Annotated in this window: 17 protein-coding genes and 3 tRNA genes; 12 read left to right on the top strand and 8 right to left on the bottom strand. The window is 58.5% G+C overall.

What is annotated here, in order from left to right:
- Nucleotides 1-10 precede the first annotated feature (10 nt).
- A complete protein-coding gene (locus CDV46_RS26835) occupies nucleotides 11-307 on the bottom strand; it encodes a hypothetical protein (protein WP_140413377.1) in 297 nt (98 codons plus the stop codon).
- A gap of 359 nt (nucleotides 308-666) precedes the next feature.
- Here CDV46_RS26835 and CDV46_RS15070 point away from each other — a divergent pair, with 359 nt between their 5' ends.
- Nucleotides 667-1053, top strand: coding sequence for a helix-turn-helix domain-containing protein (locus tag CDV46_RS15070; RefSeq protein ID WP_087723369.1), 387 nt, complete (start codon nucleotides 667-669; stop codon nucleotides 1051-1053).
- A 347-nt stretch (nucleotides 1054-1400) separates the two neighbouring features.
- Here CDV46_RS15070 and CDV46_RS15065 read toward each other — a convergent pair whose 3' ends face one another.
- Both CDV46_RS15065 and CDV46_RS15060 read right to left on the bottom strand, forming a co-directional pair.
- Complete coding sequence (locus tag CDV46_RS15065; RefSeq protein ID WP_176399088.1) at nucleotides 1401-2063, bottom strand: KilA-N domain-containing protein; 663 nt, start codon at nucleotides 2061-2063, stop codon at nucleotides 1401-1403.
- A gap of 103 nt (nucleotides 2064-2166) precedes the next feature.
- Nucleotides 2167-3072, bottom strand: a complete 906-nt coding sequence (locus CDV46_RS15060) for a hypothetical protein (RefSeq protein ID WP_087723365.1) — start codon at nucleotides 3070-3072, stop codon at nucleotides 2167-2169.
- Between the two features lie 491 nt (nucleotides 3073-3563).
- Between CDV46_RS15060 and CDV46_RS15055 the strand changes: the two genes are divergently transcribed.
- From CDV46_RS15055 to CDV46_RS15025, 7 genes are all read left to right on the top strand, one after another.
- Entirely contained in the window at nucleotides 3564-3764 is a 201-nt protein-coding gene (locus tag CDV46_RS15055; protein WP_087723362.1) for a hypothetical protein, read from the top strand.
- 91 nt (nucleotides 3765-3855) lie between these two features.
- Nucleotides 3856-4095 (top strand): hypothetical protein, encoded by a 240-nt coding sequence (locus tag CDV46_RS15050; protein WP_254916066.1) that lies wholly within the window; start codon nucleotides 3856-3858, stop codon nucleotides 4093-4095.
- Between the two features lie 139 nt (nucleotides 4096-4234).
- Nucleotides 4235-4311: transfer RNA gene (locus CDV46_RS15045), tRNA-Arg, on the top strand.
- Between the two features lie 5 nt (nucleotides 4312-4316).
- Nucleotides 4317-4390, top strand: a tRNA-Gly gene (locus CDV46_RS15040).
- 484 nt (nucleotides 4391-4874) lie between these two features.
- Nucleotides 4875-5159 (top strand): hypothetical protein, encoded by a 285-nt coding sequence (locus CDV46_RS15035; protein ID WP_140413376.1) that lies wholly within the window; start codon nucleotides 4875-4877, stop codon nucleotides 5157-5159.
- Nucleotides 5160-5196: 37 nt separating this feature from the next.
- A complete protein-coding gene (locus tag CDV46_RS15030) occupies nucleotides 5197-6093 on the top strand; it encodes a recombination-associated protein RdgC (protein WP_087723358.1) in 897 nt (298 codons plus the stop codon).
- A 2-nt stretch (nucleotides 6094-6095) separates the two neighbouring features.
- Entirely contained in the window at nucleotides 6096-6452 is a 357-nt protein-coding gene (locus CDV46_RS15025; RefSeq protein WP_087723356.1) for a hypothetical protein, read from the top strand.
- Between the two features lie 11 nt (nucleotides 6453-6463).
- Here the strand turns inward: CDV46_RS15025 and CDV46_RS15020 are convergent, their stop codons facing one another.
- Nucleotides 6464-7141 carry a hypothetical protein gene (locus tag CDV46_RS15020; protein ID WP_087723354.1) on the bottom strand — a complete coding sequence of 226 codons (678 nt, stop codon included), beginning with the start codon at nucleotides 7139-7141 and terminating at the stop codon, nucleotides 6464-6466.
- A gap of 55 nt (nucleotides 7142-7196) precedes the next feature.
- Here CDV46_RS15020 and CDV46_RS15015 point away from each other — a divergent pair, with 55 nt between their 5' ends.
- Nucleotides 7197-7811: a hypothetical protein gene (locus CDV46_RS15015; RefSeq protein ID WP_254916065.1), complete on the top strand. Its 615-nt coding sequence runs from the start codon at nucleotides 7197-7199 to the stop codon at nucleotides 7809-7811.
- A 2-nt stretch (nucleotides 7812-7813) separates the two neighbouring features.
- Here CDV46_RS15015 and CDV46_RS15010 read toward each other — a convergent pair whose 3' ends face one another.
- Nucleotides 7814-8092, bottom strand: a complete 279-nt coding sequence (locus CDV46_RS15010; protein WP_140413375.1) for a hypothetical protein — start codon at nucleotides 8090-8092, stop codon at nucleotides 7814-7816.
- 99 nt (nucleotides 8093-8191) lie between these two features.
- Here CDV46_RS15010 and CDV46_RS15005 point away from each other — a divergent pair, with 99 nt between their 5' ends.
- Nucleotides 8192-9568, top strand: a complete 1377-nt coding sequence (locus CDV46_RS15005; protein WP_087723348.1) for a DNA cytosine methyltransferase — start codon at nucleotides 8192-8194, stop codon at nucleotides 9566-9568.
- Nucleotides 9569-9726: 158 nt separating this feature from the next.
- On the opposite strand, the gene CDV46_RS15000 is transcribed toward CDV46_RS15005, so the two are convergent.
- Complete coding sequence (locus CDV46_RS15000; RefSeq protein ID WP_140413374.1) at nucleotides 9727-9996, bottom strand: hypothetical protein; 270 nt, start codon at nucleotides 9994-9996, stop codon at nucleotides 9727-9729.
- Nucleotides 9997-10049: 53 nt separating this feature from the next.
- On the opposite strand from CDV46_RS15000, the gene CDV46_RS14995 reads away from it, so the two are divergent.
- The gene (locus tag CDV46_RS14995) at nucleotides 10050-10283 is read left to right on the top strand and encodes a DUF4224 domain-containing protein (protein ID WP_087688077.1); all 234 of its coding nucleotides are present in this window, start codon (nucleotides 10050-10052) and stop codon (nucleotides 10281-10283) included.
- Entirely contained in the window at nucleotides 10243-11400 is a 1158-nt protein-coding gene (locus CDV46_RS14990; protein ID WP_140413373.1) for a hypothetical protein, read from the top strand. The genes CDV46_RS14995 and CDV46_RS14990 overlap by 41 nt, the downstream gene beginning before the upstream one ends.
- Before the next feature lie 67 nt (nucleotides 11401-11467).
- On the opposite strand, the gene CDV46_RS14985 is transcribed toward CDV46_RS14990, so the two are convergent.
- Both CDV46_RS14985 and dusA read right to left on the bottom strand, forming a co-directional pair.
- A tRNA-His gene (locus tag CDV46_RS14985) sits at nucleotides 11468-11543 on the bottom strand.
- 183 nt (nucleotides 11544-11726) lie between these two features.
- Nucleotides 11727-12782, bottom strand: a complete 1056-nt coding sequence (gene dusA / locus CDV46_RS14980; RefSeq protein ID WP_254916064.1) for a tRNA dihydrouridine(20/20a) synthase DusA — start codon at nucleotides 12780-12782, stop codon at nucleotides 11727-11729.
- Nucleotides 12783-12980: the final 198 nt, after the last annotated feature.

Here is a 12980-nt window from a genome sequence, read left to right as displayed (position 1 = left end):
TTCACTCAATCTAGGAGTGCTCATGACCTTCAGCCTGGACTCCCAAACCGTCGAGATTCCCTGTGGGAAATGCGGCCAGAAGTCCAAGGAGACGATCCGACGGCTCAAGACGAATCCAGATCTCACCTGCCGTTCCTGCGGCGCCATCACTGCTGTGAAAGCAGACGAGATCCGAGCTGCCGAGCAGGCCATCAAAAAAGCTCTGGACAACATTCGGAAGGCGTTCCGCTAGACCTGCAAGATCACGCAGCGCCAGCTCCAATTTTTCGGATCTCACGCAAAGCCGAATCGAATGCGCTTCGTTCATTCGCCCTCTCCAGAAGCGCCGCCCCCAACACATTCAAGTTTTGCGCCCGCGCTGTCTCTTGCAGCGTCGGCGCTCGATCGGTGGCGGGATTTATCTCGCGCATCGACTCCGCACCTCTCACGGTGCAATTCCGCGACACGAATCGCGATCGAATACGACACCCTCTCGCCACGCTTTCCTGACAAAAGCGCAGAAATGAGCGATTGCGAGCACGGAATCAGCCCAGCGAGCTGCGCTTGGGTAAGCCCAGTTCTCAAAAGGTCAGAAATTGTTTTTTGGATGTCCATACAAGCAAGTATCACATTTGTGTTTATTCAAGTCAACACAAATGAAATGGCCTACTCTATTACGATTGTGTTATGTACTCACTCGCCGAACGCCTCAGATGGGCACGAACAAACGCCGGCCTCTCCCAAGATCAACTCGGGGCGAAGGCGGGCGTTTCTCAATCAACGATTGGAAATCTAGAGTCCGGCACCAGAAATACGGCGCGGCGGCTCCCTCAGATTGCAGAGGTGCTCGGGGTAAATGCTCTCTGGCTTGCTGAGGGGACCGGGTCGCCCGGCGTGAGCACGGGATCAAAGAAGAGCTACGAAGCCGCGATCGCGGCCGCGAGCGACGCGGCGAGAGAATTAATTGACGCCATATTGCAGGCAGATCAGGCCGGCGAAGCAGCCCAAACGTTTAATTTGATGCTCAGATTACTTCCGCAGGACGGTGAACCAATTGGTCGCCTGAATCCGTAACGTCCCCAGCAGATTCGGGGCGAGTGCCATGGAGCGGCTCTAAAGCCCAATCGTCGGCGATCATGGCGCGTGCCACAACCAAGTGGCACCTGTCCTCACTCACAGCAAAGGCCGGGCCATCAAGCAAGTAGACTAACCATTCTGTTGACGAATATGCTCGACGGATGAACACCAGCCGACCTTCTAGCAGCTCGTTCCATGCCTTCTTGATTCGCGCTAAGTCCCCTGGCTTACAGCGGATTTGGGACGCACCACTATTCGTCACAGCTAGGCCCTCTTCGAGTTTTCGTTAAGACTACTGTATATATGAACAGTAGTTTATCCGTATTTCTTGGATTTATTCAAGATCAATGCGATTCGTCGCTAGGCACAGCAAACTTCAAGCTCAGGAGCAATTGAGTCCCATCGAAGCCATCACCTGCGATCTGTAGCGCGAAACGCGCGTGATCAGCACTGGACGACACTCCCTTTAACAATCGATCCGCGAATGCCGTGCTCTCAAGAACCTGTCCGCACGTCATTTCTCTCGCGTGGGTCACGCCCGAAAAAGTGTTGAGCGCCTTGTAGACGGCGCTGTATGACAGCCGGTGACGAGCCACCAGCGCCGCAGCGGCGATGAGCAGGGCCTCGCGATCATTGGTAGTGCTTTGCTCACAGCAAGCCTTATCCCAGATCGTTACGCCGCCGCGGAGGATCTGTTCGATCTGGATGTCGCACCAGACGGCAAAACGCACGTCGCACCAACGCGCAAACACGACACCTAGCTTCGGGTGCATCCATGTACCGCCATTGCGCCCACGCTGAGTACGCACAAAATCCCTCAGATGTGAGGGATTTATCATTTCGGTCAGCGCCGCGATATATGTCTTCGTTTCGTCGAGGCGAAGCCAATTGTCAACACGCTTTTCGAAGCGTTTGGCAGCAACAGTCGCATTGAACCAGCCGTCCCCCAGAAAGGGGACCGCAAGTCCTTGGTATTCTGCAAGGAAGATGGGATTAGAAACCGCCATGTTCACTCTCGGTGATCGCTCTCGGCCGATCCGAGAGCTCATGGCTGCATGGTGGTTACATCACCGAAAGGAAGATAGTTCGTGCTGGAGTAGGCATAGCACGTTAGCCACCTGACGTACCCTGTTTGCCTGTAGATGGGGTATAGCCTAGGTCCTTAAGCCAACCGTCTATCGTTTTTTCGGCCTGCTGCTCGCTCATGGAAACGCCATCGAGCGTTTTGGCAAACGCTAGCACTCCACTTTTGATGGCTAATACCGCCTGTCTGCGGCTGGGAAAACTACCTCGATTCGCCAAATCCAAGGCGTACTGACGGACCGGCGCAAACTTCTCACGTTTTGCCTCCCCACCGCGTTGCGCCTCCCGTCGTTTTATCTCATCCGATATGCGAAATGTAAGTGCTGCAATGCGTCTAGCAACGTCATCGCCGCTAACTTCTAAGCTCTGAAGTTCCTGTAAGGAAAGTTGGTCCAAACGCTCGATAGCTGACTCAAGAAGACGGAGCTTCCTCAGGTGTTCCGAAGCCGCGCGCATAAAAGTACGCATGGACAAGTCTGCCATCCGCAAACCATAGCGCTTGTTCAACTTGGTCTGTGGACGAAGCGCCAATGGGGTACTCCCGCAATTGGAGGAAATGGACGCAAAAGCGTGAAAGGCCGCCTTCACTTCCTGATCATCACGAATCAATTTCCCAACAGACAACGGCACTTGGTCCCAGCGCTCGTTTGCCCACACGTTGATCAGTAGGCTCTCATCCACCCCGTCGGCGCGAACTCCCTTGCTCTCGACAATAGTCACAAACGCTAGGAATGCCTGCGAGCGCCGGAGCGCCCTCGACGCATCGAGCTTTTTGATCGAATTCGTCTTTTTTACAGCCTTTTTCTTCGCCTTCGCGGCAGTGATTGGGGAACGGGAGCGCTGTTCTTCTCTCAGCGCGTCGAGATAGAGTCGAACGTCCCCGGTCTCTTGCCAAATCCGTTCCGAAAGCGAATTGATCTCGTCGTCGTCCATTGCCGTTCACTGCGGATTCATGGAAACGCCAATTGTAGAGGCAGGGCCGCTCGGGCGATCACCTTGAATGCTGCCGAATCTCAAGGGAGTTACAAATTTCCTCGACAAAAATCACAAATGTGTTGACTCACCAAATCACATATGTGATTATTCAATCACCGCAGCACACATCGCTGCCCGCCCGACCTCTCGGGTGCTCTCTAAAAATTCGACGGATAAAAGGTGTCACGCGGCCATAGCGCCGCCATGCGCACACATCTCCCACACGCGTGGATGAGTAGGTTGGAAACGCGGAAATGGTTGGCCAACTGGTTTGGCTGGCTTCCGCAATACATCGCGGCGCCCACTCATCGTGTCGATGGCGAGGTAATCGACACAAAACGCAGGAGACCCCGGAGCCGGTTAGCCGGGTGTAGCCGGGGCACTGCGTGTGATGTATCTGAGGCGGCTTTCTTCTCGAGAGTCGCGCCATATACACGAGGAGAGAACCCATGAAATCGAAAGAAGTCGCGGTTGGGATGAAGGTCGCGGTGAACAGCTTGGACGAGGGCTCCGTCTACACGGTCGAGGGTGTTGACGGGTTCAATGCCACTCTTTCGCTTACCGAGGCCGGGACCAAACGCAGCGTTGGTTCGATTGATATCGGGAGCCTGAAGCGTCCCACTGAAACTCAGCTTCGCAACGCTGCGTAACCGAACACCTCCCCGGCGAGGGAACGCCCCCGATGACGTAGGCGTGACGGCCGCCAGAGTGCGGCACCCCTTTACGGACTAGGAGCGACAGATGGGCGTTGAAGAAATGAAGAACAAAGAGAACCACGACAAGCACTTGGCGTCGCTGCCCGACATCACGGACGAGGACTGGAAGGCACGTTGCGTGAAGCGCTTTCAGGATCGCGGCGGTGTCACCAAAGAGGTAGCGATCGACATGGCCGAAGCCTGCTTCGAACAGCGCGTCGACTGGGATCGCGAAGGCGACCCGGAAGGTACTGCCGACGTCGAAATGAGCTACTGGAGCGAATGAGCAGCGCCGCCCGCTTCGGCGGGCAACCTTCAAGTGAGCAGACCCGGCGTCGGCGCAGCGACGTTAAATAGCCCGTATCCCACTTCCCCGATCTGCTCAGGATCTCGGGTCTGCTCTCTTGAGGGTGAACTCCACTTCTGCCCCCTTAGCTCAATGGATAGAGCATCGGTGTTCTAGGCCGTCAGGTTGTGGGTTCGAATCCTACAGGGGGCGCCATCTTCGCGGGCTTGGCCGAGTGGTCAGGCACCAGCCTTCCAAGCTGAGTACACCGGTTCGATCCCGGTAGCCCGCTCCATTCTCATTCCACATGCCGATCATCTTGATCCTGCTGCCGCTCCTCTGGGCGCGAGCGGTGGCGTACCCGCGCCTTGGCCGGCAGGTCCGGTGGCGCATTCGACCAACACCTAATCCGGCCGTGCCTATCGACTATGGCTAGTGGATCTGGCGCCCATCGGCTAAGAGAGATTGCCCATTGAGAACGCGGTAGAGCGAGCCTGAACGCTCACAGGCCCATGGCGGACATGGTCAAAGCCGCAGGCCCCGGTGTTCTGCCGGGGCCTTCCAACCTCTCTGGAGGATTCCCATGTTTGCAGCAGAAATTCGCCAATATCAGGTCGGCTGGAACGACGCCAAGTGCGGCCGCCCCTGCCTCTCCACTGATCTCGCCTACCGAATGGGGTATGGCGACGCCTCCCACTGAGGAACGCCATGTTTGATCGCATCCTCATCTGGACTGTCAACGGCGCCGACAAGTGGATTCGCGCTCACCAGCCGGCCGCATGGACGATCTGGGGCGTTCTTCTCGTCGCCTGCCTCTATGTGAGGTGGAAGCACGGCGTATGAGGTCAGCCGCAAAACGAGCGGCAGCCGAACGCGCGTGGAAAGAACTGCGGCCGCTCATGAATCACCAGCCGTCTCGACTTCCGCCTCGCCCTGGATCACCCCGCATCCGCGAGGAATTTGAAGCCAAGCAGGCACGCCGCGACGCCCTCGAACGGCACGAGTCCATCCTGATCGCCGCCCTCGCCTTCTTCATCAAGGCCGACTCACCCCGCGACAAGTGAGCGCCGCCGACCCACCACCAACGCAAGGAAACAGCCCATGTGGTTCCGTAACCTCCAGATTTTCCGCATCTCCGACTGGACCCTCAGCACTGAACGCCTGAACGAACTGCTTCAGAAGCAAGCGTTCCGTGAGCCCTCGGCGATGGAACTGCACACCACGGGCTGGTCATCGCCGCGTGAGGGCGGCGAACTCGCGCATGTCGTGAATCGTCAGATCCTCCTTGCGCTGCGCACCGAGAAGAAGCTGTTGCCTGCATCGGTCATCAACCAGGTGACTCGAGCGAAAGCGGCGGACCTCGAAGAGCAGCAAGGCTTCAAGCCGGGTCGCAAGCAGATGAAGGAACTCAAGGAGCAGGTCACCGACGAGCTGCTGCCGCGCGCCTTCGGCATTCGTCGCGACACGCGCGTGTGGATCGATCCGGTGAATCGCTGGCTGGTGATCGACGCCGCGTCGCCGACGAAGGCCGACGAAGTGCGCAGCCTGCTGCTCAAGACGCTCGACATCACGCTCGAGAACATTGAGCTCAACGAGGCACCGGTCGCTGTCATGACGTCATGGCTGGCCGGTAACGAAGCGCCGGGCGGCTTCACGGTCGATCAGGACGTGGAACTGCGCTCGAATACCGACGAGAAGGCAGCCGTGCGTTACGTGCGTCACCCTCTCGACGGCGTGGACGTCCGCCAACATATCCAGAGCGGAAAGCGCACCACGCGCCTAGCGATGACGTGGAACGACCGCATTTCGTTCGTGCTCACCGATGCGTTCGCGATCAAGCGCGTGACGCCGCTCGACATCATCAAGGACGCCGCCGATCCGACGGCCGAAGGGGAAGCCGAGAAGTTCGACGCCGATGTGGCGCTGATGACCGGTGAGCTTGCCAAACTGCTCGACGATCTGATCGAAGCCGTGGGCGGCGAACGCGAGGAGGCGTAAGCATGGGCTACCAAGACCCCCGCCCTGAAGGGCTGAATACCGATCCGGCTCCGCCTTCAGTGGTGGAGACGATGTCCAGTACACCTGCGCTTATTGAGGCATATCAGACCAGCTTTCAAGCAGATTGGAACGATCCGGCCATGCGTACGGAGCGCGATCTGTTTGCCAAAGGTTGGCAAGCCCGCGCAGGGCTGTCGGCGGATGGCGGGGACAAGATGACGGACAGAGAATTGTTTCAGCTATTCGAGCGCGTAGCCGAAGATCGCGACGAAGATTCCAGGAAATTCGGAAGTCATTTTCGTCTGGCCGTTGCGTTTGCCCGCGCCGCCATTGCCGCCAATCAGGCGAAAAGAGAGTAATGCCAACGGGTCTATAGGCATCCTCGCAGGGTAGAAAAATGCTCTCGAATTACCCCGACTTGCGTCATCACGTTCGTCTTTAACGTCTCCGCGAGATAAGCAAACTGCTTTTGATATTCGTCGTTTTCATAACGATCTCTGAGCGCTCGAAGGCCGTCGGAAAATTTTGGATGGCTGTCCGGGCCGTCAGTGCATTCTTTCACCGCCTTTTGTAGAAGCACCAAGTGTTCGCGTATCGCCAGAAACGCAATGACGCCGTCGCCAGACTGGATATCATGGACTGGCGCGGCGTCAAAAGCCGAAATTACGCGGTCTAGTCTCCACGTCGGAAAACGGGCAAAAAGGGCAGCTCTCGGGTTTTTCTCCGAGACCAACTTTTCAACCTCATCCACCCGCGTCATGGCCGCCTCGCCGATAGCCACGATAGCCGCTCGGCGGCTCTTGGCGACGTGGACCATCTGCATCCGCGTCACGTACACGGCCCCCAATATCGCAGCAATCGACCCCACGGCCTGGACCCAACCGGAAAGGGACTTGCCCGCATCCCCCATATCCGCCTCCAGTTTCATGCCTAGGTGGACCGCAAGTATCAGGGTCGCAGCCAATAACAAGACAGCACCCAAAGCCTTCGAAAAATCTTTAAACGCGTCCATTAAATCCCCGAGATTGTCTTTCAGGAATCCTAGCATGAGCGATTCGAAAACACGCGCTACGCGTGAGCGCCCTATCTTCTTCAGCGCGGCGATGGTGCGCGCAATCCTCGACGGCACCAAGACGCAGACGAGGCGGGTCGTGAAGCCCCGCAAGGATCTTCATTTCGGCGTGCTGCTTGCCGCTCACGAACTGGCCGGCGAGGTGAACGGCGGCGACTTCACGAATAGCCCACACGGCCAGCCCGGCGACCGCCTGTGGGTGCGCGAGACAACGTACGACGTCGAGCAGCACGGATGGGTTGGCCCAGTATTCGTCGAATCCGATGAAGGACGCAGTGCGGCCGAATGGGGATATGGGCAGTCGGACGACCCCGATCACATCGAGCCGTACGAAATGCGTAAGCGTCCTGCGATCCACATGCCGCGTTCGATGTGCCGTCTGGTGCTTGAAATCACCGGCGTGCGCGTCGAGCGGCTGAATAGCATCAGCGAAGCGGATGCACGCGCTGAAGGCAGCGAAGCAATCGGGATCACCTTCCGCGACGATGCCGACGGAAAGCCGCGCAAAATCGAATCACTGGGCGGCGTATACCGCGATGGCTTCCGCATCTTGTGGGAATCGATCAGCGGCCCCGGCTCGTGGGATGCAAACCCGTGGGTGTGGGTGATCGAGTTCAAGCGCGTCGATGGCGCTAAGGGGGCGTGATGCTACAGACCTTTGGCATTCAGGCTCGCATGTGTTCCGTCGATGATGGACCGCCCCTCATTAAATGCCGCTTCTTCGGCTGCCGTAGCCGATGCGAAATCATGCACGGGATGAGCAAAACGCACCACCTTGTCGGCATAGCGGGTATCTGCACCAGGGCGACACACATGTGCAACGTAACCAAATTTAACGCCCGGACCGTGCGGAGAATACTCCGGCATCGCCAAAGCACGAATCGTAAATCCTTCGTGCGAGCTGAACACTTCTGCGCCTTCGGCCATCGCGACCTCCATCTGTATCCGAGAGCCCATCCTAGCATCGGCGACGCGCGAATGCAGTCAATCGCCGACCAAGCACCATTTCTCGTAGCAAATTGAACCATGAGACAGAACGAGATCATTCTGGGCGACTGCCGGCCGCTGCGTTATCTGTCCGTCTGCTCGGGCATCGAGGCCGCTACGTGCGCATGGCATCCGCTCGGCTGGCAGCCGCAGGCATTCTCGGAGATCGAGCGCTTCCCCGCAGCCGTGCTCGCCCACCACTACCCAAACGTGCCCAACCTGGGCGACATGACCAAGTTCAAGGACTGGCCCGATGCAACTATCGATCTTCTCGTCGGCGGAACCCCTTGTCAGTCCTTCAGCGTCGCGGGACTCCGAAAGGGACTGGCAGATCCGCGTGGCAACCTCATGCTCACCTATCTTGCCATTGCTCGCCGATACGCTCCCCGCTGGCTGGTCTGGGAAAACGTCCCCGGCGTACTGTCATCGAACAAGGGCCGGGATTTTGGTACCTTCCTCGGGGGCTTGGCAGAACTCGGGTATGGGTTCGCCTACCGCGTTCTTGACGCTCAGTACGTCCGAGTGGAATCACACTCTCGCGCAGTCCCTCAGCGACGCCGGCGTGTGTTCGTTGTCGGATATCTTGGAGACTGGCGACGTCCCGCAGCGGTACTTTTTGAGCGCGAAAGCCTGCTCGGGCATCCTGCGCCGCGCCGCGAAACGGGCGAAAGAGTTGCCGGAACCCTTACGCGCAGCGCTCTCAACGGTAGCGGAGCGTGCGGAGGCGACGGCCGAGACGGGCTGATGATCCCGACGATTGCTCGCGCACTCACGACGAGCAATCAGCGAATCGATGCGGAGACGGAGACGTTGCTCGTTGCTCATTCGCTGCGCGCCGAAGGATTCGACGCAAGCGAAGACGGCACCGGCCGCGGCACGCCGCTGATTCCAGTAGTAGCCGGCGCAATCTGCCGCGATAGCTTCGCCGGAGGTGCGGGCGGCAGGCCGGAGGGCGCCGTAGCGGGTCATTTCCTGCCGGCTATTGGCTTCGACTGCAAGACCAGCGGGCGCAACGGGTTCGCCATCGGCGACGTTGCGGCAACGCAGCGGTCAATGGGCCACGCCAACAGCCATACGAATGGAGGGGGGCATCAGGCTGTCATGGTCTATACCACCAAGCTCCATAACACCAAGAGCAACAACGCTGGCAAGTTGTTCGAAGAGCGATCACCGTGCCTCGATGCAAACAGTCCGGCTCCCGCGCTTCTGACAGCAACTCAAGTCCGTCGGCTCACACCTCGCGAATGCGAACGACTGCAAGGGTTTGCGGACGACTACACGCTGCTTCCCGGCAAGAAGGCTCCAGACGGACCCCGCTACAAAGCCCTTGGCAACAGCATGGCTGTCAACGTGATGCGGTGGATTGGCAATCGAATCCAGAGCGTCGAGAACTTGGAAATCGAGAAGGCAGCATGACTACCCACCCGACCGCGACAAAAAGAAGCCCGCCAGGACGTGGGGGCTTGAGTCCGTATGGCTTGGGGCAAAAGTGGCTAACGGTCAGGACAGGCTACGCGACGCTGGGATGCTTGTTTCTAAGGAAATCCCGCGCACGCCCACTTCAAACGGCTGAATCAGCAGCCGACCAGCCGCTGATCAATCGCCAGACATACCTCGTCCACGAGGGTGTTCGTGATGTCGTCGAGCGCTTCGGTCTTTGGCAGCTTGAGTTTTCTGGGGCCGAAGGGCTCGATGAGCTCCACGCCATCAAAAGGCGTGACTTCGATGGTGATGTCCCACAGCGTCGCACGCTCGCCGATCTGAATGTCGACGGTGCACCCGCGATGCACGAAGTTGATGGACGGCATGGTTTGAGCGGCTTCCGAGAGTGGCCGAGAAGCCATGATAGTACGAACGAAATTCCGCGGGTGACCGCGAGAGATTGGGGAATTGCGAGATGAGCGACTACCTCTCCATGCACGAGCTCGCCGAGCTGATTGGGTGCAAGGCAAACCAACGGGCCGCCATGATGAAGTGGCTTACCACCCACCGCTGGCGCTATGTCGTTGACGCACACGGTCAACCGAAGGTTGCACGCGCGTACCGCGACAAAAAAATGGGTATCGCCCACGAGATCGAGAACACGAAGCATGACGAAACGCCGAACCTCAAAGCCTTCATCCACGCATAGAGAGCGCACCACCGTACCGCGCCTGTATAAGCGCACGGGCGTAACGAAGGTTTCGTTCATCTACCTCTATCCGGACGGTCGCGGCGAGACCCTTGCTACTGCGCCGGTTGGTGATCGGGCAAGTATCAGTGTCGCGGAATCAACGGCGAAGCGACGAGCTCTGGATATCCAGGCCGGACAGGTCGTGGCCGGCTCAGTCGGGGACATGATCGATCGCTTCAAGAAGGACCACGACCCGAAGCACTATCGAGACCAAAGCAAAGACGGGATCGCTGTTCGCAACTCGCGATATGCGAACCTCACGAAGTTCTTCGGCCGAATGTCCCCGACGTCGCTCAAGATGGTCCACGGCTATCAGTACCTCGACGCTCGGGCTGCGGCCGGCGCCCCGGCAAGTGCAAACAAAGACATGGCCGCCATGCAGACGATCTGCAATTACGCCGTGCGTTGGGGCTTGATAGACGTCAACCCGTTTATCGGGCTCATGCTCAACGAGACGGAAGTAATCCGGCGTGACGTGACGAGCCGCCAAGTGACGCGCTTCTACCTGTGGGCAATCAAACAGGACCTGCCCTTCAAGACGATGGGATGCGCTGCGATGTTCGCGTATCTCACTGGGTTCCGTGCGGCCGAGGTACGCCCGTTCCACCGCTCGGGCATACGGGACGATGGGGTTCTAGTCGAAAGTGCCAAGCGCAAGCGAGGGGACGAGAAGGTAATGAAGCTGCGCGCTTGGTCGCCGCGATTGAACGTTGTCGTGAAACGCGCTCAGCAAGGGCGCCGGATTCCTGGCATGGCCCTCTTCGGCAATCGCAAAGGTCAGCCATATTCAAGAAGCGGATGGGGAAGTGTTTGGCAGGATGCTCAGTTTGCATGGATCGCGACATTCGACACTTCTGTGCGAGCCGAATGGCAGGACGCAGAGCGCCGCGCTGCCCATCTCATCACGACTCACCCTGCGTACTTCACGCTGAATGACGGAAGGCCCGTTGCGATCACGGAAAAACTTGAGCGCCGAGAGGCTGACGTGTTCGACTTTGCCGCGCACGCGGACCCGGGAACGACGATGCGTCACTACGATCGCAGACGCGTGAAAAAGGCGTCACCGACAAAGTGAGCAAATTGACAAATCGGGGAATTCGTTGATAAGCGAAGTGGTTACTACCGGGAACAACAAGGAATTTTGGGGTGACCGATGGGACTCGAACCCACGACGACTGGAATCACAATCCAGGACTCTACCAACTGAGCTACGGCCACCGCCGTGATCAACAACATGACTTGCTTGCTGAACAGAAACAAGATTATAGCGACGTTATTATCGCGTTGCCAAGCACTTTCTTCACTTCTTTTAAATATTTCTTGGCTCACACGCGTGATCGATGCGCGGCATGGTGTTCTCGCGCGGCAATGACCCGCCGTGCATCGCCCTCTCGGGCCTTCTTACGCCGACATCAATGACGACACGTCCGGCAGATTGCCGGCATCGCGTGCCTCACGCGCGTCACGGCTATCGCGCTCGGCCAACGCGCCCGCACGCAGTTGCGCGCGCGCCTCTTCGAACGCACCGATGCCCGCCTTCAGACGCTTCGGGTCGGAGAGCACCCGACGCCACCCGCGCGCGCCCGGCACGCCACGATACAAGCCCAATGCGTGACGCGTGATCGCGCCCAGATAGTGCCCCTTCGCCACTTGTGCCGCCGCGTATTCAATCAACGCATCCTCAACAGCCTCGCGTGACTTCACCGGCGCAGCATCGCCGTAGAAACGCGCGTCGACTTCCGAGAGCACATACGGGTTGTGATACGCCTCGCGGCCCAACATCACACCATCCACATGTTGCAGATGCAGCGCCACCTCATCGAGTGTCTTCACGCCACCGTTGATCAGGATCTCGAGTTGCGGAAACGCCTGCTTGAGACGATAGGCATAGTCATACTTGAGCGGCGGAATCTCGCGGTTCTCTTTCGGGCTCAGCCCCTTGAGAATCGCGTTGCGCGCGTGAACGATGAACGTGCTGCATCCCGCCTCCGCGATCTTGCCGACAAAATCCTCGACGAACGAAAACGATTCGACGTCATCAATGCCGATACGATGCTTGACCGTCACCGGCACCTGCACCACGTCGCGCATCGCCTTCACGCAATCGGCCACCAATTCGGGCTCCGCCATCAGGCACGCACCAAACGCTCCGCGCTGCACGCGCTCCGACGGACAACCGCAGTTCAAATTGATTTCGTCATAACCCCACTGCTCACCCAGCTTCGCAGCACGTGCGAGATCCTGCGGCTCGCTGCCGCCGAGTTGCAACGCCACCGGATGCTCGATCGCATCGAAGTCCAGATGGCGCGCGACATCTCCGTGCAACAGCGCACCAGTCGTCACCATCTCGGTATACAGCCACGTGTGACGCGAAAGCTGACGATGGAAAACGCGACAATTCGAGTCGGTCCAATCCATCATCGGCGCCACGCTGACGCGGCGGGCAGGCAAGTTCATGCAAATTCCTCGGTATTTCTTGATACGTCCTGATCTATCCCGGGTGAGCGCCAATGTCGCAGCACCCCATCAAACGACGTCTTTTACGATACAAAACACGAAGTATACGTCATGCGTACCGGCCTCGCAGGCGGCGCAACCCGCCTCCGAACCTCGCACTGAGCCCCCAAACAACGGGCGCCCCTCAATTCGGTTCCT

Origin of the sequence: Pandoraea sp. PE-S2T-3, from assembly GCF_002179965.1 — a bacterium.
Taxonomy (GTDB): domain Bacteria; phylum Pseudomonadota; class Gammaproteobacteria; order Burkholderiales; family Burkholderiaceae; genus Pandoraea.
Note: the sequence above shows the minus strand (reverse complement) of the source record. Positions and strands in the feature narration are given on the sequence as shown.

What these genes read in the sequence shown, in the direction of transcription:
- CDV46_RS15055 (WP_087723362.1), top strand. Translation starts at nt 3,564, where the DNA reads ATGAAATCGAAAGAAGTCGCGGTTGGGATGAAGGTCGCGGTGAACAGC.
- dusA (WP_254916064.1), bottom strand. Translation starts at nt 12,782, where the DNA reads ATGAACTTGCCTGCCCGCCGCGTCAGCGTGGCGCCGATGATGGATTGG.
- CDV46_RS15025 (WP_087723356.1), top strand. Translation starts at nt 6,096, where the DNA reads ATGGGCTACCAAGACCCCCGCCCTGAAGGGCTGAATACCGATCCGGCT.
- CDV46_RS15065 (WP_176399088.1), bottom strand. Translation starts at nt 2,063, where the DNA reads ATGGCGGTTTCTAATCCCATCTTCCTTGCAGAATACCAAGGACTTGCG.
- CDV46_RS15050 (WP_254916066.1), top strand. Translation starts at nt 3,856, where the DNA reads ATGGGCGTTGAAGAAATGAAGAACAAAGAGAACCACGACAAGCACTTG.
- CDV46_RS15035 (WP_140413376.1), top strand. Translation starts at nt 4,875, where the DNA reads ATGGACGATCTGGGGCGTTCTTCTCGTCGCCTGCCTCTATGTGAGGTG.
- CDV46_RS15005 (WP_087723348.1), top strand. Translation starts at nt 8,192, where the DNA reads ATGAGACAGAACGAGATCATTCTGGGCGACTGCCGGCCGCTGCGTTAT.
- CDV46_RS15000 (WP_140413374.1), bottom strand. Translation starts at nt 9,996, where the DNA reads ATGGCTTCTCGGCCACTCTCGGAAGCCGCTCAAACCATGCCGTCCATC.
- CDV46_RS15010 (WP_140413375.1), bottom strand. Translation starts at nt 8,092, where the DNA reads ATGGCCGAAGGCGCAGAAGTGTTCAGCTCGCACGAAGGATTTACGATT.
- CDV46_RS15030 (WP_087723358.1), top strand. Translation starts at nt 5,197, where the DNA reads ATGTGGTTCCGTAACCTCCAGATTTTCCGCATCTCCGACTGGACCCTC.
- CDV46_RS15060 (WP_087723365.1), bottom strand. Translation starts at nt 3,072, where the DNA reads ATGGACGACGACGAGATCAATTCGCTTTCGGAACGGATTTGGCAAGAG.
- CDV46_RS26835 (WP_140413377.1), bottom strand. Translation starts at nt 307, where the DNA reads ATGAACGAAGCGCATTCGATTCGGCTTTGCGTGAGATCCGAAAAATTG.
- CDV46_RS14990 (WP_140413373.1), top strand. Translation starts at nt 10,243, where the DNA reads ATGACGAAACGCCGAACCTCAAAGCCTTCATCCACGCATAGAGAGCGC.
- CDV46_RS14995 (WP_087688077.1), top strand. Translation starts at nt 10,050, where the DNA reads ATGAGCGACTACCTCTCCATGCACGAGCTCGCCGAGCTGATTGGGTGC.
- CDV46_RS15015 (WP_254916065.1), top strand. Translation starts at nt 7,197, where the DNA reads ATGGTGCGCGCAATCCTCGACGGCACCAAGACGCAGACGAGGCGGGTC.
- CDV46_RS15020 (WP_087723354.1), bottom strand. Translation starts at nt 7,141, where the DNA reads ATGCTAGGATTCCTGAAAGACAATCTCGGGGATTTAATGGACGCGTTT.
- CDV46_RS15070 (WP_087723369.1), top strand. Translation starts at nt 667, where the DNA reads ATGTACTCACTCGCCGAACGCCTCAGATGGGCACGAACAAACGCCGGC.